General features: G+C 71.3%; 19 protein-coding genes. 10 read left to right on the top strand and 9 right to left on the bottom strand.

Features of this window, described 5'->3' with window-relative positions:
- The first annotated feature begins 5 nt into the window (after nucleotides 1-5).
- Together M8C13_RS21680 and M8C13_RS21675 are read left to right on the top strand one after the other, a co-directional pair.
- The gene (locus M8C13_RS21680) at nucleotides 6-959 is read left to right on the top strand and encodes a carbohydrate ABC transporter permease (RefSeq protein WP_252482472.1); all 954 of its coding nucleotides are present in this window, start codon (nucleotides 6-8) and stop codon (nucleotides 957-959) included.
- A complete protein-coding gene (locus M8C13_RS21675) occupies nucleotides 956-1,834 on the top strand; it encodes a carbohydrate ABC transporter permease (protein WP_252482471.1) in 879 nt (292 codons plus the stop codon). The genes M8C13_RS21680 and M8C13_RS21675 overlap by 4 nt, the downstream gene beginning before the upstream one ends.
- Here M8C13_RS21675 and M8C13_RS21670 read toward each other — a convergent pair.
- From M8C13_RS21670 to M8C13_RS21650, 5 genes are all read right to left on the bottom strand, one after another.
- Nucleotides 1,831-3,306 carry a HAMP domain-containing sensor histidine kinase gene (locus M8C13_RS21670; RefSeq protein ID WP_252482470.1) on the bottom strand — a complete coding sequence of 492 codons (1,476 nt, stop codon included), beginning with the start codon at nucleotides 3,304-3,306 and terminating at the stop codon, nucleotides 1,831-1,833. The genes M8C13_RS21675 and M8C13_RS21670 overlap by 4 nt on opposite strands.
- Entirely contained in the window at nucleotides 3,303-3,998 is a 696-nt protein-coding gene (locus M8C13_RS21665) for a response regulator transcription factor (RefSeq protein WP_252482469.1), read from the bottom strand. Before M8C13_RS21665 ends, M8C13_RS21670 begins: the two co-directional genes overlap by 4 nt.
- Before the next feature lie 65 nt (nucleotides 3,999-4,063).
- Nucleotides 4,064-4,669: a trimeric intracellular cation channel family protein gene (locus tag M8C13_RS21660; RefSeq protein WP_252482507.1), complete on the bottom strand. Its 606-nt coding sequence runs from the start codon at nucleotides 4,667-4,669 to the stop codon at nucleotides 4,064-4,066.
- A 25-nt stretch (nucleotides 4,670-4,694) separates the two neighbouring features.
- A complete protein-coding gene (eis, locus tag M8C13_RS21655; RefSeq protein WP_252482468.1) occupies nucleotides 4,695-5,846 on the bottom strand; it encodes an enhanced intracellular survival protein Eis in 1,152 nt (383 codons plus the stop codon).
- A 10-nt stretch (nucleotides 5,847-5,856) separates the two neighbouring features.
- Nucleotides 5,857-6,720, bottom strand: a complete 864-nt coding sequence (locus M8C13_RS21650; RefSeq protein ID WP_252482467.1) for a 3-hydroxyacyl-CoA dehydrogenase family protein — start codon at nucleotides 6,718-6,720, stop codon at nucleotides 5,857-5,859.
- A 145-nt stretch (nucleotides 6,721-6,865) separates the two neighbouring features.
- Between M8C13_RS21650 and M8C13_RS21645 the strand changes: the two genes are divergently transcribed.
- Nucleotides 6,866-7,546, top strand: a complete 681-nt coding sequence (locus tag M8C13_RS21645; protein WP_252482466.1) for a phosphoglycerate mutase family protein — start codon at nucleotides 6,866-6,868, stop codon at nucleotides 7,544-7,546.
- Between the two features lie 18 nt (nucleotides 7,547-7,564).
- On the opposite strand, the gene rpmF is transcribed toward M8C13_RS21645, so the two are convergent.
- The 3 genes from rpmF to mrf are packed head-to-tail and all read right to left on the bottom strand — an operon-like array spanning nucleotide 7,565 to nucleotide 9,215.
- Nucleotides 7,565-7,723 carry a 50S ribosomal protein L32 gene (gene rpmF / locus M8C13_RS21640; RefSeq protein ID WP_252482465.1) on the bottom strand — a complete coding sequence of 53 codons (159 nt, stop codon included), beginning with the start codon at nucleotides 7,721-7,723 and terminating at the stop codon, nucleotides 7,565-7,567.
- Nucleotides 7,723-7,989, bottom strand: a complete 267-nt coding sequence (locus tag M8C13_RS21635; protein WP_252482464.1) for a type B 50S ribosomal protein L31 — start codon at nucleotides 7,987-7,989, stop codon at nucleotides 7,723-7,725. The genes rpmF and M8C13_RS21635 overlap by 1 nt, the downstream gene beginning before the upstream one ends.
- Nucleotides 7,986-9,215, bottom strand: coding sequence for a ribosome hibernation factor-recruiting GTPase MRF (mrf, locus tag M8C13_RS21630; protein WP_252482463.1), 1,230 nt, complete (start codon nucleotides 9,213-9,215; stop codon nucleotides 7,986-7,988). Before mrf ends, M8C13_RS21635 begins: the two co-directional genes overlap by 4 nt.
- A gap of 122 nt (nucleotides 9,216-9,337) precedes the next feature.
- Between mrf and rpmB the strand changes: the two genes are divergently transcribed.
- From rpmB to M8C13_RS21600, 6 genes are all read left to right on the top strand, one after another.
- Entirely contained in the window at nucleotides 9,338-9,574 is a 237-nt protein-coding gene (rpmB, locus tag M8C13_RS21625; RefSeq protein WP_252482462.1) for a 50S ribosomal protein L28, read from the top strand.
- Entirely contained in the window at nucleotides 9,574-9,738 is a 165-nt protein-coding gene (gene rpmG, locus M8C13_RS21620) for a 50S ribosomal protein L33 (RefSeq protein ID WP_252482461.1), read from the top strand. Before rpmB ends, rpmG begins: the two co-directional genes overlap by 1 nt.
- The gene (gene rpsN / locus M8C13_RS21615) at nucleotides 9,738-10,043 is read left to right on the top strand and encodes a 30S ribosomal protein S14 (protein ID WP_252482460.1); all 306 of its coding nucleotides are present in this window, start codon (nucleotides 9,738-9,740) and stop codon (nucleotides 10,041-10,043) included. Before rpmG ends, rpsN begins: the two co-directional genes overlap by 1 nt.
- A 12-nt stretch (nucleotides 10,044-10,055) precedes the next feature.
- Nucleotides 10,056-10,304: a 30S ribosomal protein S18 gene (gene rpsR, locus M8C13_RS21610; protein WP_252482459.1), complete on the top strand. Its 249-nt coding sequence runs from the start codon at nucleotides 10,056-10,058 to the stop codon at nucleotides 10,302-10,304.
- A gap of 297 nt (nucleotides 10,305-10,601) precedes the next feature.
- Nucleotides 10,602-11,234 carry a 5,6-dimethylbenzimidazole synthase gene (gene bluB, locus M8C13_RS21605; RefSeq protein WP_252482458.1) on the top strand — a complete coding sequence of 211 codons (633 nt, stop codon included), beginning with the start codon at nucleotides 10,602-10,604 and terminating at the stop codon, nucleotides 11,232-11,234.
- Between the two features lie 66 nt (nucleotides 11,235-11,300).
- Nucleotides 11,301-12,794, top strand: a complete 1,494-nt coding sequence (locus M8C13_RS21600) for a diguanylate cyclase (protein ID WP_252482457.1) — start codon at nucleotides 11,301-11,303, stop codon at nucleotides 12,792-12,794.
- A gap of 28 nt (nucleotides 12,795-12,822) precedes the next feature.
- Here M8C13_RS21600 and M8C13_RS21595 read toward each other — a convergent pair whose 3' ends face one another.
- Nucleotides 12,823-13,470, bottom strand: coding sequence for a response regulator transcription factor (locus tag M8C13_RS21595; RefSeq protein ID WP_086780697.1), 648 nt, complete (start codon nucleotides 13,468-13,470; stop codon nucleotides 12,823-12,825).
- A 271-nt stretch (nucleotides 13,471-13,741) separates the two neighbouring features.
- Between M8C13_RS21595 and M8C13_RS21590 the strand changes: the two genes are divergently transcribed.
- Nucleotides 13,742-16,870 (top strand): penicillin acylase family protein, encoded by a 3,129-nt coding sequence (locus M8C13_RS21590; protein WP_252482456.1) that lies wholly within the window; start codon nucleotides 13,742-13,744, stop codon nucleotides 16,868-16,870.
- Nucleotides 16,871-16,900: the final 30 nt, after the last annotated feature.

The following is a 16,900-nucleotide window of genomic DNA, read 5'->3' as shown; positions in this document are numbered from 1 at the left end:
GGCCGATGACTGTCCTGGACACAGCGCCCGCCGCCACGAGCGCGCCATCGCCCAAACGCAGGCGGCGCAGGGCCAGCGCGTTCACCGCCACCGACAAGGTGGTGCTCGCGGTGATGCTCGGCATCCCCTCGCTGCTGCACCTGGGCCTGGTGTGGTTCCCCGCGCTGGGCTCGATCCTGTTGTCCTTCACCGAATGGGACGGCATCGGCGGGGTTGGGGACATCAAGTTCGTCGGCTTGCAGAACTACACCGACATCCTCACCACCTACCCCAGGTTCTGGCCCGCGCTGTGGAACAACCTGATCTGGCTGGCGTTCCTGCTGGTGCTGCCGACCCTGTTCGGCTTGTTCATGGCGGTGCTGCTGGACCGCAAGCTGCGGCTGGGCCGGATCTACCAGAGCGTGCTGTACCTGCCGATGATGTTGTCGCTGGCCCTGATCGGGTTCATCTGGCAGCTGATCTACCAGCCGGACCAGGGGCTGCTGAACAACCTGCTGGGCACCGCGAACGACCATCCGACCAACTGGCTGGGTGATCCGGACATCAACCTGTACGCGGTGCTGGTCGCGGCGGGCTGGCGGCACGCCGGGTACGTGATGCTGCTGTTCCTGGCCGGGCTCAAGGCGGTGGACCCCTCGCTGAAGGAGGCGGCCGCGCTGGACGGGGCGAGCGCCTGGCAGACCTTCTGGCAGGTCACCTTCCCCGCGCTCAAGCCGGTGAACATCGTGGTGCTGGTGATCACCGTGATCGAGGCGCTGCGGGCCTTCGACATCGTCTACATCATCAACAAGGGCCGTCAGGGGCTGGAGCTGCTGTCCATCCTGGTCACCGACAACATCATCGGCGAGGCCAGCCGGATCGGCTGGGGCTCGGCGCTGGCCGTGGTGCTGCTGCTGATCTCGATGGGCTTCATCATCACCTACCTGATGCAGACCTTCCGCAAGGAGGATCGGCCGTGACCGGCACGACGAGCACGGCCACCGGGCGCGCCGGGCGGATCGCGCTGCACACCTTCCTGATCGCGACCTGCCTGGTGTGGCTGGCGCCGGTGTTGTGGGCGGCCTTCGCCTCGCTGCGCACCATCGACGACACCAACAAGAACGGCTACTTCTCCTGGCCGACCGAGCTGACGCTGGACAACTTCGGCAAGGCCTGGGAGCAGGCCGAGCTGCCGCACTACTACCTGAACACGCTGATCATCACCATCCCGGCGCTGGTGATCACGCTGTTCTTCAGCTCGATGGTCGCCTTTGTGGTGTCCCGCTTCAGCTTCCGGTTCAACCTGGCGCTGCTGATGCTGTTCACCGCGGGCAACCTGTTCCCGCAGCAGGTGATCGTCACCCCGCTGTACCGGCTGTACCGGTTGATCGAGCTGCCGGAGTGGCTCAGCGAGTCCGGTTCGCTGCTGGACTCGCAGCTGGGCGTGATCCTGATCCACGTCGCGTTCCAGACCGGGTTCTGCGTCTTCGTGCTGAGCAACTACATGAAGACCATCCCGATGGAGCTGACCGAGGCGGCCAGGGTGGACGGCGCCGGGGTGTTCCGGCAGTACTGGCAGGTGATCCTGCCGCTGTGCCGTCCGGTGCTGGCCGCGCTGGCCACGCTGGAGTTCACCTGGATCTACAACGACTTCCTGTGGGCGCTGGTGCTGATCCAGACCGGGGACAAGATGCCGATCACCTCGGCGCTGAACAACCTCGGCGGCCAGTTCTTCAAGGACAACAACCTGATCGCGGCCGGCTCGCTGCTGGTCGCGGTGCCCACGCTGGTGGTCTTCTTCACCCTGCAACGCCACTTCGTCGCCGGGCTCCCCCTCGGCTCGACCAAGGGCTAGCTCTGGGTGGCTGCCGGGTACTCGTCGGTGTGGAAGGTCTCCGACGGGTTTCCCGGCAGCCACAACGACATCAGCGCGCCGCCCTCGGCCGCGCGGCCCGCGGTGACAGTGCCGCCGTGCCGCTCGGCCACCTGCTTCACGATGGCCAGCCCGAGCCCGGAGCCGGGCAGGGTGCGGGCCTCGGTGGAGCGGTAGAAGCGCTCGAACACGTGCGGCAGGTCGTCCTCGGCGATGCCCGGACCGCTGTCGGCCACCTCCAGCACCGCGGCCTGCGCCCCGGCCTGGCGCAGCTCCACGCGCACCCGGCCATCCGGCGGCGACCACTTGACCGCGTTGTCCAGCAGGTTCATCACCGCCCGCTCCAGCGCGTTGGCATCGCCGACCAGGGTCCACGGGCGCAGCCGGATGTCCAGGCTGACGCCGGGCGCGCGGCGCCGGGCCCGGTCCAGGGCGCGCTCCACCACGTCGACCAGCTCGACCGACTCGTGCACCACGAACGGCGCGTCGTCGCGGGCCAGCTCGACCAGGTCGCCGATCAGCGTGGTCAGCTCCTCGATCTGGGCCCGCACGTCGGCGTAGATCTCGGCCCGGTCCTCGTCGGAGAGCCGGTACTTGGCGCCGGCCTGCTGCGAGGCGACCAGCAGTTCCAGGTTGGTGCGCAAGGAGGTCAGCGGGGTGCGCAGCTCGTGCCCGGCGTCGGCGACCAGCCTGCGCTGGCGTTCCTGGGAGTCGGCCAGCGCGGCCAGCATCGCGTTGAAGCTGTTGGTCAGCCTGGCCAGCTCGTCGTCCTCGCTGGTGACCGGGATCGGTTGCAGGTCACCGGTCCTGGCCACGTGCTCGGCGGCCTTGGTCAGTCGCTCCACCGGCCGCAGCGCGGTGCGCGCCACGCCGAGGCCACCGGCGGCGGCCAGCACGATGCCCGCGCCGCCGACGGCGAAGAGCACCCAGGCCAGCCGGGCCAGGGTGTCCCTGGTCGGGTGCAGCGGCTGCGCGATCACCAGGGCGAACCCGGGGTCGATGGGTGCGGCGACCACCCGCTGGTCGGTGCGGTTGTCGGTGCGGATGTTGTCCCGCTTCAGCCCGGCCGCCACGTCGATCTCGTCCGGGCCGTAGGGCACCGCTGGCGCGTTCGGCGGGATGAACAGCTGGGTCCGGCCGTCGGAGAGCAGCTGGACCACGCCCAGCCGCAGGTCGATGGCCTCGAACACGGCCGGGGACTGTCGTTGCAGCTCGATCACCTGGGCCAGCGAGCTCTCCGCGGCCACCTTGGCCCGGTTGAGCAGCTGCTCGTCCAGCTCGTTGTACAGGCTGGTGCGCACGGTGAAGTAGGCGGCCAGGGAGACCAGCGCGACGGCGGTGCCCACGCCGACCGCGGCGAAGAGGGTGAGCCGGTTCCGCAGGGTGACCCGCTGCATGCGGGGGTGCTGCGGGCCGCGGTCCCGGCCGACCCGCACGGTGGGCACCTCGGTCACGGAGGGGTCTCCCTGAGCACGTAGCCCACGCCGCGGACCGTGTGCAGCAGGCGCGGTTCGCCGTTGGCCTCGGTCTTGCGGCGCAGGTAGCCGACGTAGACCTCGAGCGCGTTGCCCGAGGTGGGGAAGTCATAGCCCCACACCTCCTCGAGGATGCGGCCCCTGGTCAGGACCTGCCTCGGGTGGTGCAGGAGCAGCTCGAGCAGGGCGAACTCGGTGCGGGTCAGGCTGATCGGCCGCCCGCCCCTGGTCACGTCCCTGGTGCCGGGGTCGAGCTCGAGGTCGGCGAAGCGCAGCGCGGCCATCGCGGCCGGTCCGGTGTCCTGGTCGGGGCCGACCCTGCGCAGCAGCGCGCGCAGCCTGGCCAGCAGTTCCTCCAGCGCGAACGGCTTGGGCAGGTAGTCATCGGCGCCGGCGTCCAGCCCGGCCACCCGGTCGGAGACCGCGTCCCGCGCGGTGAGCACCAGGATCGGCAGGTCGTCGCCGGTGCCGCGCAGCCGCCTGCACACCTCGAGGCCGTCCACCCTGGGCATCATCACGTCCAGCACCATCGCGTCCGGCCGGTTATGCCCCAGCACCTCCAGCGCCTGCTGGCCGTCGTTGGCCAGCTCGACCTGGTAGCCGTTGAACTGCAGGGACCGCCGCAACGACTCCCGAACGGCTCGGTCGTCGTCCACAACGAGGATGCGCATATCGGTAGTGTGACCGGTTTCCCTAAGAGTCGCCTGAGAGCACGCTGAGCCGCGACCAGCAACAACTATCGTTCGCGTGGACGTGGGGCGTCCCAGCGGCGCCAGAGCGCGAGCACCCGGAGGCCGCAGATCATGGCCGCGGCGATGATCGCGGTCGGCCCGGTGGGCAGGTTCAGCCGGTAGCCGATGGCCACCACCACCGCGCCGGCCAGCGCGGCCACCGCGTAGATCTCCTGGCGCAGCACGGTGGGGATCTCGCGCAGCAGCAGGTCGCGCAGGGCGCCGCCGCCGATGCCGGTGGTCATGCCGATCAGGCAGGCGGTGTAGACCGGGGCGCCCAGGGCCAGCGCGGTGGTGGTGCCGCCGGTGGTGAACAGGCCGAGGCCGACCGCGTCGGCCAGCAGCACGGCCCGGCGCAGCTTGGCCACCTGCGGGTGGAAGAAGAACACCAGCAGGCCGGTGAGCGCGGAAACCAGCAGGTAGGGCCAGGTGCGCAGGGAGGTCGGCGGGTGCAGGCCGAGCAGCACGTCGCGGATGATGCCGCCGCCCAGCGCGGTGGTCATGCCGAGCACGACCACGCCGAAGACGTCCAGCCGGGCCCGCACCGCGGCCAGCGCGCCGGAGGCCGCGAACACCGCGATGCCGACGAGTTCCAGGACGGTCAGCATCAGCACCCGCGGATTTTAGGCAGGTCGGTCAGAAATAATCGGCCATCCGGACCGTGCCCGGTGCGCCTACCAGCAGGTCCAGCAGCCGGGTGTGTCCGGGATCGCCCGTCAGCAGCCCGGCCCTGCGCAGTCCGGCGGTGGTGTTCGAGCCGGAGTACCAGGCGCCGAGGCCGCGAGCGGTGATCCGGACCGCGCCGGTGCCGCCGGGTTCCAGCACGACCTCGCCGTCCTTGACCACCAAGCGGTGCCGACCGGCCTGCCAGGGCGCGTGCCGGTCCTCGATCTCCAGGTCGGCCACCGCGTCGGCGAGGTGGCTCGCGCCGGGCCAGCCGCGGGCGGCCACCGCGGCGGCCAGGTCGACGATCCGGAGCAGCCAGGGCTGGGTCCGCTTGCGACCGTCCAAACCGGACCACTCCAGGACGCCGAGCAGGGTCTCGTCCAGGATGTGCAGCTTCACCCGGTCCAGCAGGCCGGTCCAGGAGCCGATCGAGTCGAGCAGGCCGAGCGCCACCTCCGGGGTGTCCGCGAGAAGCTCGCGCACCTCCAGCACCCGGTTCTTGCGGTCCGGCTGGACCAGCAGGTAGCCGCCGTCGGTGACCAGCGAGGCGTCGCACTCCAGCAGCTCCGCGCTCCGGTAGGACTTGGTGCGCCGGTCCAGCATGCCGTCCACGGTCTGCGCCAGCCGGTGGTAGCAGTCCCGCATGGCCGGGATGTCCGCCTCGGTGGCCTCGCGCAGCTCGATCTTCGAGCGGCGGCCCTGGAAGGCGTGCACGGGCAGGTCGATGGACTCCAGCACACCGCCGCGTTCCCAGCCGCGGCCGCGGTAGAGCGCGGGCACGGTCGGGTAGAGCGCGCTGATCGGCTGCCCGTCGGCGCGCATCTCGGTCAGCATCCGCTCCAGCAGCGCGCGGCCCACGCCCCGGCCGCGGGCCTGCGGGGCCACCGCCACGCTGGCGATGCCGCCCATCGGCACCGCGCGCCCGCCGAAGAACTGCCGGTAGGGCCGGACCATGGCGAACCCGGTGCGCTCACCGCCGGTCTCGGCGATGAACCCGCGCCAGGTGGTCTCCCCGCGCCACAGCTCGGGTGTCTCCTTGGGCCCGCCGAAGGGCACCCCGCGCAGCCGCCAGGCCGCGTCCGCGTCGCTGGACCGGTAGTCCCGAACCGTCACATCTGCCACAGGGCAGAGCCTAGGCAGGCGGCCAAGTGAAAAAGCCCTGGCCGGTCTTGCGGCCCAGCTCGCCCCTGGCCACCTTGTCCCGCAGCAGCCGGGGCGGCTCGAACCGGGGGCCGAGCTCGGCAGCCAGGTGCTCGGCGATGGCCAGCCGGACGTCCAGGCCGACCAGGTCGGTGAGCTTGAGCGGGCCCATCGGCCAGCGGTAGCCCAGGGTCATGCCGGTGTCGATGTCCTCGGCGCCGGCCACGCCCTCCTCCAGCATCCGGATGGCCTCCAGGCCGACCGCGACGCCGAGCCGGGAGGTGGCGAAGCCGGGCGAGTCCCTGACCACGATCACCGTCTTGCCCAGCGCCTCGGCCCAGTCCTTGGCCTGCGTCAGGCAGGACTCGGCCAGCCCCTCGTGGGTGACCAGCTCGAGGAGCGGCTGGGCGGGCACCGGGTTGAAGAAGTGCATGCCCAGGGTGCGCTCGGCGGCCGGTCCGGCGGCGATCGCGGCGATGGACAGCGAGGAGGTGTTGGAGGCCAGCACGGCGCGCGGGCAGGCGGCCGCGGCGGCGGCGAAGACCTGGCGCTTGAGGTCCACCCGCTCGGGCACGGCCTCCACGATCAGCTCGGTCTCCGGGGAGAGCAGGCTGAGGTCGTCGACGCTGTCCATCAGCCGGGCGCAGGCCTCGGCGTCCACGCCGGCCGGCAGCTTGCCGCGTTCCTGGGCCTTGAGCAGCGAGGTGGTCACGGTGTTGCGGGCGGCGGCGCACCGGTCGGCGTCGGCCTCGACCACGGTGACCCTGGTGCCCGCGGCCAGCAGCACGTGCGCGATGCCCGCGCCCATGGTGCCGCCGCCGATCACCGCCGCGCGAGCGGGCGCACTGAAGCTCATGTGACACTCCCGTCCGAGATATCGATCGGACTGTAACAGCGCGCATCCGTTGGGGTGCGGGCCGATCGGGTGCTTAGCCGGATCAGCGGCCAGGATTCCTGATATTCGACCGGTTGGAGTAGTGCGGACCGGGCACGATGGTGTTGTGCGGATCATTCTGTTGCGGCACGGCGAGAGCCTCGGCAACGTCGACGAGATGGCGTACTGCCGGGTGCCCGACCATGCCCTCCCGCTGACCAAGCGCGGTCAGGAGCAGGCGCGGGCCGCGCGGGCCGCGGTGCGCGCCGCGCTGGGCCCCGGCCCGGTCGCGGTGTACGTCAGCCCGTACCTGCGCACCCAGCAGACGCTGCGGAACCTGGACCTGGACGAGCTGTTCGAGCGGGTGGTGCACGAGCCGCGGCTGCGCGAGCAGGACTGGGGCAACCTGCAGGACCCGATCGAGCAGGAGCGTCAGAAACAGGCGCGGCACGCCTTCGGGCACTTCTTCTTCCGGCTGGCGCACGGCGAGTCCGGCGCGGACGTGGACGACCGGGTGGCCGGGTTCATGTCCGACCTGGAACGCCGGATGGAGACCGAGCCCTCGCACCCGCGCACGGTGCTGATCGTCTCGCACGGCCTGACCCTGCGACTGCTGGTGCGGCGGCTGTGCATGTGGAGCATCGAGCTGTTCGAGTCGCTGTCCAACCCCCGGCACTGCGAGCACCGCACCATGCACAAGGGCCCGGACGGCCGGTGGACCCTGGACAAGCCGTTCGAGCAGTGGCGGGACTCCCCCGACGGCGCGGTCCAGGTGGACGGCAACGGCGAGGTCGCCCGCCCCGCGTGAGCGAGGCGGGCGGACCGCTCAGCCGTTCTGCTGGTGCGCCCAGCGGACCAGCCGCCGTGGCACCAGGATCTTCTTGCCCTTCACCACCACCGGCACCAGGTCCGGCGCCTCGGCCTTCCACTGCGCCCGGCGGCTGCGGGTGTTGCTGCGGGACATCCGCCGCTTCGGGACTGCCATCAGTTGCCCGCCTTCCGGTCCGCGCGGTCGCCGTAGCGACGGCGGAACTTCTCCACCCGGCCCTGGGTGTCCATCACCCGGCTGGCGCCGGTCCAGAACGGGTGCGAGTCGGAGGTGACGTCGACGAGCAGCAGCGGGTAGGTGTTGCCGTCGCTCCACTCGATGGTCTTGTTCGAGGTGGCCGTGGACCGGGTCAGGAAGGTCATCCCGGTCGAGGAGTCCTGGAAGACCACCGGGTGGTAGTCGGGGTGGATGCCCTTTTTCACGCTTCGTCCTTCTGGTTGCTGATGATCACATCGGTGGGCGCGCGGTCGTCGTCGCACGGGTCCTCGTGCCAGGAGCCGAACGGGTCCTCGTAGGCCAGCCAGGCCTCCTGGCCCTCGGCCAGCTCCTCGTCGGTGAGCAGCGCGGACTCCAGGGCCTCGACGATCTCGCCGGGGACCGCGGTGTGCGAGAGCACGAACAGGTCCTGGCTGCGGTCGCCGTAGTAGGGGTCCCAGCTCAGGTCGGCCATGGCGCGGCGGTCCGGGTCGATGCCGGACCAGTCCTCGATCGCGGCCAGCCACGGGCCGGCGTGGCCGATCCGCAGGCCGCCGCCCGCGGTCTCCAGCCACAGCGCGACATCGGGCTGGCTGGCCACCCAGACCCGGCCGCGGGCCCTGACCACGCCGTCGAGCAGGAAGTCCAGCGCCTCGTGCAGCCGCTCCGGGTGGAACGGCCTGCGCTGGCTGAACACGGTGACCTGCACACCCGACTCGGCCGACAGCGGCGGCTGGCCGCGCAGCAGCGGGGCGTGCGCGTCGTCGATCTCGCCGCGCCGGGCGTTGGCGGGCACCAGGTTCAGGCAGCGGACCGGGTCCAGGCCGCCCAGCAGGATCCGCGGCGCCAGCGGGGCCAGCCGGTCCAGCACCGCGTCGGTGCGGGCCGCGGTCCAGGCGTCCGGGGCGCTGCCCGCGAGCACCAGCAGGTCGGCGAACTCGACCTGGCTGACCGCGACCTGGGCGATGGTGCGCTCGTCGTCGGCGCTGGCGCCGAGGCCGCGCTCGCTCAGCTCCAGGTCGCCGGTGGCGTCGGCGAACCAGGTCTCGGCGTCCACCACGGTCAGCACGGCGTCGAGGTAGACCACCTCGTCCACGGTGCGGCCGTCGATGACCACGTGCTGGAGCGCCCAGCAGACCGCCTCCGGCTCCAGCGCGCGGTCGCAGTGCAGCACGATCCGGCGCACGTCCGGGGCCTGGGTCAGGCGGAGCACCAGCGGCAGCAGGTCCTCGCGCAGCGTGCAGGACACGCAGCCGTGGGCCAGCTCCAGGGTCTCGGTGGCGTCCAGGGCGCCGTGCCGCAGCCGCCGGACCACCACGCCGTGGCTCACCTCACGCAGGTCGTGGTGCAGCACCACGGTGCCCGGCTCGGCCGCGAATCGGTCGGCCACGGCCGTGGCGTGCTCCGCCGCCAGGCCCGCGACCAGCACCAACGAGGTGCGGGGTGGCGTCACAACAGCCTCCAGTTGGGAATGATTTCCATCGTCGTCCCCGTCAGGCTACTCTCGCATCCGGTTAAACGAAAATGGATGTCGTTAGCAACTGCGTCGTCCCCAGCATCGTGAAGGAGTCGCGCATGTCCGCCCGCTGCCAGGTGACCGGCCGAGAGCCGGGCTTCGGCAAACAGGTCTCGCACTCGCACGCGCGCAGCTCGCGCCGGTGGCTGCCCAACATCCAGCGCCGCCGCTACTGGCTGGCCAGCGAGGGCCGGTGGGTCAGCCTCCGGGTCTCCGCGAAGGGGATCAAGACGATCGACAAGCGCGGCATCGAGTCCGTGGTGGCCGAGATCCGCCGCCGAGGGGAGAAGGTCTGATGGCCCGCAACGAGCTCCGCCCGATCATCAAGCTCCGGTCCACCGCAGGCACCGGCTACACCTACGTGACCCGCAAGAACCGCCGCAACAACCCGGACCGCCTGGTGATCCGCAAGTTCGACCCGGTCATCCGCAGGCACGTCGAGTTCAAGGAAGAGCGCTGATGGCCAAGAAGTCCAAGATCGCCCGCGACCTGCAGCGGCGCGAGATCGTCGCCAGGTACGCCGAGCAGCGGGCCGAGCTCAAGGAGACCATCCGCTCGCCCAAGTCCACGCCCGAGCAGCAGGCCGCCGCGCTCTCAGCGTTGCAGCGGCTGCCGCGCAACGCCAGCCCGACCCGGCTGCGCAACCGGGACGTGGCCGACGGCCGCCCGCGCGGCTTCTTCCGCGCCTTCGGCATCTCCCGGCTGCGGCTGCGCGAGATGGCGCACCGCGGCGAACTGCCCGGCGTCCGCAAGTCCAGCTGGTGAGGAGCTAGAGCGATGGCCCGATTCGAGCGCCGCCCCGGCCTGAAGCGCAAGCCGAACCTGCTGCTGCGCGAGGGTGTGTTCCACGTGGACTGGAAGGACGTCGCGCTGCTGCGCAAGTTCCTCTCCGACCGCGGCAAGATCCGTTCCCGCCGGGTGACCGGCCTGACCCCGAGCCAGCAGCGCGAGGTGGCCACCGCGATCAAGAACGCGCGGGAGATGGCCCTGCTGCCCTACCCGGGACCGGCGAAGCCAGCGCGCTGAGGCCAGGGGCGGTGCGCGCCACCCGCAGCACCGCCCCCGCCGCGGCCGGCACCACGATCCCGGTGAGCACCACACCCGCGCCGAACCCCAGCCCCGAGCCCTGAGCACAGGCCAGCCGGGGCAGCCGCGCGGCGCGCGGAGAAGCCGGAACGAACAGCACGCCCCAGCTCACCGCGTCCCCGGCCCGGCCACGACCGCCGCCAACACGACCTTGACGCTGAGTAGCCGCTCATTGACGCACCATTAACACCGAGACCGCCCGGGTCCGCCCGGGGGCGGTCAGGCAGGATCGGCCGGATGGACGCCCCCTTTTACGAGGTCCTGCACCGGCGCCGCGATGTGCGCGCGGAGTTCACCGGCGAGCGGGTCGACGAACCGACCCTGCGCCGGATCCTCGCCGCCGCGCACGCCGCGCCCAGCGTCGGCCTGAGCCAGCCATGGGACTTCGTGGTGGTGCGCGATCGGGCGCTGCGCCGGTCCTTCCAGGAGCACGTGCAGGCCGAACGCCAGGTCTTCGCGGCCGACCTTTCGGGCGAGCGCGCGGAGACCTTCGCCCGGATCAAGGTGGAGGGCGTGCTGGAGTCCAGCCTCGGCGTGGTGGTCGCCTACGACCCCGACCGCGGCTCACCGGCGGTGCTCGGGCGGCACGCGATCGCCGACGCCGGCTTGTACTCGGTATGCCTGGCCATCCAGAACCTCTGGCTGGCGGCCACCGCCGAGGGCTGGGGCGTGGGCTGGGTCAGCTTCTACCGGGAGGACTTCCTGCGCAGGCTGCTCAGCATTCCCAGCCGGGTGCGGCCGGTGGCCTGGCTCTGCCTGGGGCCGGTGCAGGGACTCGCCGAGACGCCGGACCTGGAGCGGCACGGCTGGCGCAAGAGGCTTCCGCTTGATGACGTTGTGCACCATGAGCGGTACGGGCAGCGACGATGACGGTAGCCTGTCGAGAAGTCGGGCCAGCTGGTGGAGGCCGAGGGCACGGTGAGGCAGGACGATCCGGTGACGGGGGTCGATCTCCCGCGGCAGGAAAGCGACATCCCGCGGCAGGACCGCGAGGTGCGGATACTGCTGGACTCAGGCCGGGTCGTGGAAGCCAACACCCTCTTCGACGACGTGGTGGTGCGCACCCCGCCCGCTGAGGACGGCGACCGCTGGCGCCGGGCGACCGTGCTGGTCTACCGGGCCGTGGTGGCCTGGCGGCTGGGCCGGTTGCCGCTGGCGCTGGAGCTGGCCGCGGACGGCTGGACCGAGCTGGACGCCGAGACGCCCAAGGGCCCGGCCGCCGCGCAGACCATCGGCATGCTGGCCTACCTGCTGGAGGGCATCGGCCACCGCAGGGCCGGCCTGGACATGATGCGGCTGTCGGTCCAGGTGGCCAGGGAGGCCGACGAGCCGCACACCCTGGCGCACTGCCTGCAACGGCTGGGCGCGGCGCTGAACTTCCGCGCGGTGGACGCCCCGCCGGAGGCCTCCGGCCGGATCTTCGCCGAGGCCAGCGAGCTGCTCCGGGAGGGCTTGCAGCTGGTCGGCTCCGGGTACGTGCACCGGGCGCTGCTGAGCTCCTACGCCCGCGCGCTGGCCGGGATCAACGAGATCGCCGCCGCCGAGCGCACCGCCCGCGCGGCCGAGCGGCTGGCCACCGCGCACGAGGACCGCTGGGGCCTGGCCATGTGCAACTGGGTGCTGGCCACCGTGCGCCGAGCGCAGAACCGGCTCACCGACGCCCGCACCATGGCCAGCCGCGCGGTGGCCGAGGCGGAGAAGATCAACGACACCACGCTGCTGCTGCGGTTCTCCCTGGACCTGGCCAACATCTGCGCCGAGCTGGGCGACTACGTGGGCGAGTCCGAGGCGCTGCGCCGCAGCGTGGCCTCCGGCCGCAAGGCGGTGGAGACCCTGCAGGAGGGCCTCGGCCAGGCGTTGCAGCAGCGTCGGCTGGCGGTGGAGGCCCAGCGGCTGGCCATGGCCGCGCAGGAGGCCGCCGCCCGCGACCCGCTGACCGGCCTGTCCAACCGGCTCGGCCTGGAGCGGGCCGCGCCGCTGCTGCTGGAGAGCACCGCGGCCAAGGGCAGGGTGCCCTGGCTGGTGCTGGTGGACGTGGACTGGTTCAAGGGCCTCAACGACGACGCCGGGCACGCCGCGGGCGATGTCGCGCTGCGCGAGATCGCCCAGCTGCTGCGCGCGGAGTGCCGGGCCGACGACGTGGTCGCCCGCTGGGCGGGCGATGAGTTCGTGGTGCTGCTGGTGGACGCCACCGACGAGTGGCAGGACGCCGGTCCCGCGGTGGCCGAGCGGATCCGCTCCGCGGTGGACGGCCACGACTGGTCGATGGTGCTGGGCAGCACCAAGCGACCGACCGTGAGCATCGGCGTGGCGGCCGGACCGGCCAACCTGGACGAGTTGTTCGACGCCGCGGACGAGGCCCTGTACCGGGCCAAGCGGCATGGGCGGAACCGGGTGGAGGTCCACCCGCCGCTGCTGCCGTCGAAGTGAGGGTGGCGGGGCCCGCCACCCTGCCACCTCAGGCGATCAGGCCACCGCGGTAGGCGACCAGCGCCGCCTGCACCCGGTTCACCGCGCCGATCTTGCCGAGCACCGAGGACACGTAGCCCTTCACGGTGGCCTCGGACAGGTGCAGCGCGCTGCCGATCTCCGCGTTCGACATGCCCTGGCCGATCAGCGCGAGCACCTCGCGCTCGCGTTCGGACAGGTTGCCGAGCAGGCTGCGGGCCGGTTCGGCGGCCCGCTCGCCGTGCGCGACCGCGGCCAGCACCCTGGCGGCGACGCCCGGGTCCAGCACCGCGCCGCCACGGGCGACATCGCGCACCGCCTTGACCAGCTGGGTCGGCTCGGTGTCCTTGAGCAAGAACCCGCTGGCGCCCAGCCGGAGCGCCTCGCTGACGTACTCGTCCATGTCGAACGTGGTCAGCATGGCCACCTTGGGCGGCTCAGGCAGCGAACGTAACCTGCGCAGCGCGGACAGGCCGTCGGTCGTGCGCATGCGGATGTCGAGCAGCACGACGTGCGGCCGCAGTTGGCGAACCCGGTCGACGACGAGCGAGCCGTCGTCACATTCACCGACGACTTCAATGTCGCCGGCCCGGGACAGAATCATGCGAAGTCCGGAGCGCACCAGGTCTTCGTCATCGACCAGAAGCACCTTGATCACGGACGCCTCCCCGATTGGGCGTGACGTGGTCACGAGTAAGCGTGGGCGTGCAGTATTGCCTATCCATGTCACTTTGTGGTTATCCCATCACGTTCGGGACGTTTGCGCAGCATCCAGTTAGGGAACCGGCTGTCTACGCAGAGTCACCGAACCGGTGAGTAGAGCGCTCTCGCAGGCGGTTTCGGATCATCCGAACGCACGAACGTGAAACTCTTTCGCAAGAAGCTACTCGCCCGTAACGTGCATCACAACCCATTGAGGAGTGATGGCGATGCGACGACGGTTGGCCCTCTTGCTCACTTCCGCGACCACCATCGCGTTGCTGGGAACTCCTCCGGTAGCCGCCCGGCCTGCCGAAGCCCGGGCCGCGGCGCCAATTCCTGACTATTGCATCAGTCAGTGCGACGACATCCTGCCGCCCGGCCAGAACGGCAACGCCACCTTCGCCGAACTGATGCTGTTCAAGTCCCTCGGCATCCGGCCGCCGCATTCCAGCGACCAGAAAGCGCGCTACGAGAAGCTGGTCTGGGGCTACAGCGGGCTGACCGACGAACAGCTCAACACCTACTTCAACGACGCCTCCTTCGGCGTGCCCGCCGACCAGGTGGCCAGCACCAGCTCGCCGCGCCCGGACGTGACCATCGTGCGGGACAAGGCCACCGGCACCCCGCACATCACCGGCAGCACCCGGGCAGGCGCGATGTTCGGCTCCGGCTTCGCCTCCGCGCAGGACCGGCTGTTCCTGATGGACGTGCTCCGGCACGTCGGCCGCGGCGAGGTCTCCTCCTTCGCCGGTGGCGCGATCGGCAACCGCGAGTTCGAGCAGCAGCAGTGGTCCATCGCGCCCTACACCGAGGCCGACCTGCAGGCCCAGTTCGACCGGCTGGACCAGCTCGGGCCGCGCGGCAAGCAGATGAAGCAGGACGTGCTCGACTACGTGGCCGGGATCAACCTCTACATCTCGCAGAGCAAGGCGGGCCGGTACTTCCCCGGCGAGTACGTGGCCATCGGCAAGGCGGACGCGGTCACCAACGAGGGCGGCCCGGAACCCTGGAAGCCCACCGACATCGGCGCGATCGCCTCGCTGGTCGGCGGCATCTTCGGCGCGGGCGGCGGCCAGGAGGTCATCTCCGCGGTGGCCCTGGTGGAGGCGCGGGCCCGCTATGGCAAGGCGCAGGGCGACGCGGTGTGGGCGGCCTTCCGCGCGCAGAACGACCCGGAAGCCCCGGTGACCGTGCACAACGGCACCTCTTTCCCTTACGGCGCGGGCAATCCGGACGCGCCGGGGGTGGCGCTGCCGGACCGCGGCTCGGTGGTGCCGCAGCCGATCGTGCGCGACGCGGTCGGACCGGCCAGCAAGGACTCGCTCGCGCCGGTGCCACCGGCCCAGCGCGGGATGTCCAACGCGCTGCTGGTCTCCGGCGCGCACACCGAGAGCGGCCACCCGGTCGCCGTGTTCGGCCCGCAGACCGGCTACTTCGCCCCGCAGCTGCTGACCGTGCAGGAGATCCAGGCGCCGGGCATCAGCTCCAGGGGCGCCTCCTTCGCCGGGCTCGGCCTGTACGTGCTGCTCGGCCGCGGCCAGGACTACGCGTGGAGCGCGACCACCGCGGCCCAGGACATCACCGACTCCTACGCGGTGGAGCTGTGCGAGCCCGGCGGCGGCGCGCCCACGCTGAAGTCGGCGCACTACCGCTTCCGCGGCGAGTGCCTGCCGATCGAGGAGCTGACCAAGAAGAACGCCTGGAAGCCCAGCCTGGCCGACGCGACGCCGGCGGGCTCCTACACCCTGGTCGCCCAGCGCACCAAGCTCGGCCTGATCTCCCACCGCGGCACGGTGGCCGGCAAGCCGGTGGCCTTCACCAAGCTGCGCTCGACCTACCTGCGCGAGGTGGAGTCCACCCTGGGCTTCCAGCTGTTCAACGACCCGGAGGCGATCCGCTCGGCGGCGGACTTCCAGCGCGCGGCCAACCAGATCGGCTACGGCTTCAACTGGTTCTACGCCGACAGCAAGGACATCGCCTACTTCAACTCCGGCTTCAACCCGGTGCGCAAGCCCGGCCACGACCCGAACCTGCCGGTGCGCGGTGAGGCCGCCTACGAGTGGCAGGACTGGCGGCCCGGCGACAACCTGGCCCGCTACACCCCGTTCGAGCAGCACCCGCAGGTGGTCAACCAGGACTACCTGACCAGCTGGAACAACAAGCAGGCCCCCGGTTACTCGGCCGCGGACGGCAACTTCAGCTTCGGCCCGGTGCACCGCTCCCAGCCGCTGGACGACCGGATCAAGCCGCTGTTGCAGCGCGGCGAGAAGTTCACCAGGGCCAAGCTGACCAAGGCGATGGCCGATGCGTCCACAGTGGACCTGCGCGCGGACAAGGTGCTGCCGCTGCTGCTGCGGGTGCTGGACCGGGCCCCGGTCACCGAGCCCGCGCTGGCCACCGCGATCGAGCAGCTGCGCGCCTGGCAGCGCGCGGGCGGGCACCGCACCACCGACGGCGATCCGAACCCCAGCGGCAAGTTCGTCTACCTGCACAGCGAGGCGATCAGGGTGCTGGACGCCTGGTTCCCGCTGCTGGCCAAGGCCATGTTCGAGCCGGGGCTGGAACCCGCGCTGCACAAGGCATTCCTGGCCGCGCTGCGGGTGGACGAGCAGCCCGGCCACACCGGCTCGGCCTTCCAGTACGGCTGGTACGGCTACGTGCACAAGGACCTGCGCAAGGTGCTCGGCGACCCGGTGCAGGCCTGGGTGCCGACCGCCTTCTGCGGCAACGGCAACGCCGCGGCCTGCCGCACCGCGCTGCTGGACTCGCTGCGCGCCGCGGTGAACACCCCGGCCACCACCACCTATCCCGGTGACGCCGACTGCAAGCCGGGCGACCAGTTCTGCCGGGACCAGATCATCCACCGGCCCACCGGCGGCATCACCCAGGACAAGACGCAGTGGCAGAACCGGCCGACCTACCAGCAGGTGGTCGAGTTCCCGGCGCGCAGGGGCGAGAACGTGGCCAACCTGGCGCTGGCCAAGGCGGCCAGCGCGTCCAGCCACGAGACCGGCGCGTACCCCTCGCCGCCCGGCAAGGCGGTGGACGGCGACCGGAACACCCGCTGGGCCAGTGACTTCTCCGACCAGCAGTCGCTCACCGTGGACCTCGGCTCGGTGCGCCAGGTCGGCCGGACCGTGCTGCGCTGGGAGTCCGCCTACGGCAAGGCCTACCGGATCGAGGTCTCCGCCGACGGGCAGCGGTGGCGGCAGGCGGCGGCGGTGGCCGACGGGGACGGCGGCGAGGACAACATCCCGTTCGCCGCGACCCAGGCTCGTTTCGTCCGGCTCCCCGGGATCAGCCGGGCCACCCGCTACGGCTACTCTTTATTCGAAATTGAAGTTTACGCACACTGAAAACGGAAATGTTCGGGAAAGCCGGCGTCT

The sequence above is a fragment of the Crossiella sp. SN42 genome (assembly GCF_023897065.1).
Lineage (GTDB): Bacteria > Actinomycetota > Actinomycetes > Mycobacteriales > Pseudonocardiaceae > Crossiella.
The sequence above is the reverse complement of the archived record's forward strand: the minus strand, read 5'-3'. Positions and strand labels throughout refer to the sequence as shown.

What these genes read in the sequence shown, in the direction of transcription:
- M8C13_RS21680 (WP_252482472.1), top strand. Translation starts at nt 6, where the DNA reads ATGACTGTCCTGGACACAGCGCCCGCCGCCACGAGCGCGCCATCGCCC.
- M8C13_RS21665 (WP_252482469.1), bottom strand. Translation starts at nt 3,998, where the DNA reads ATGCGCATCCTCGTTGTGGACGACGACCGAGCCGTTCGGGAGTCGTTG.
- M8C13_RS21650 (WP_252482467.1), bottom strand. Translation starts at nt 6,720, where the DNA reads ATGAGCTTCAGTGCGCCCGCTCGCGCGGCGGTGATCGGCGGCGGCACC.
- rpmF (WP_252482465.1), bottom strand. Translation starts at nt 7,723, where the DNA reads ATGGCAGTCCCGAAGCGGCGGATGTCCCGCAGCAACACCCGCAGCCGC.
- rpmB (WP_252482462.1), top strand. Translation starts at nt 9,338, where the DNA reads ATGTCCGCCCGCTGCCAGGTGACCGGCCGAGAGCCGGGCTTCGGCAAA.
- rpmG (WP_252482461.1), top strand. Translation starts at nt 9,574, where the DNA reads ATGGCCCGCAACGAGCTCCGCCCGATCATCAAGCTCCGGTCCACCGCA.
- rpsN (WP_252482460.1), top strand. Translation starts at nt 9,738, where the DNA reads ATGGCCAAGAAGTCCAAGATCGCCCGCGACCTGCAGCGGCGCGAGATC.
- rpsR (WP_252482459.1), top strand. Translation starts at nt 10,056, where the DNA reads ATGGCCCGATTCGAGCGCCGCCCCGGCCTGAAGCGCAAGCCGAACCTG.
- bluB (WP_252482458.1), top strand. Translation starts at nt 10,602, where the DNA reads ATGGACGCCCCCTTTTACGAGGTCCTGCACCGGCGCCGCGATGTGCGC.
- M8C13_RS21590 (WP_252482456.1), top strand. Translation starts at nt 13,742, where the DNA reads ATGCGACGACGGTTGGCCCTCTTGCTCACTTCCGCGACCACCATCGCG.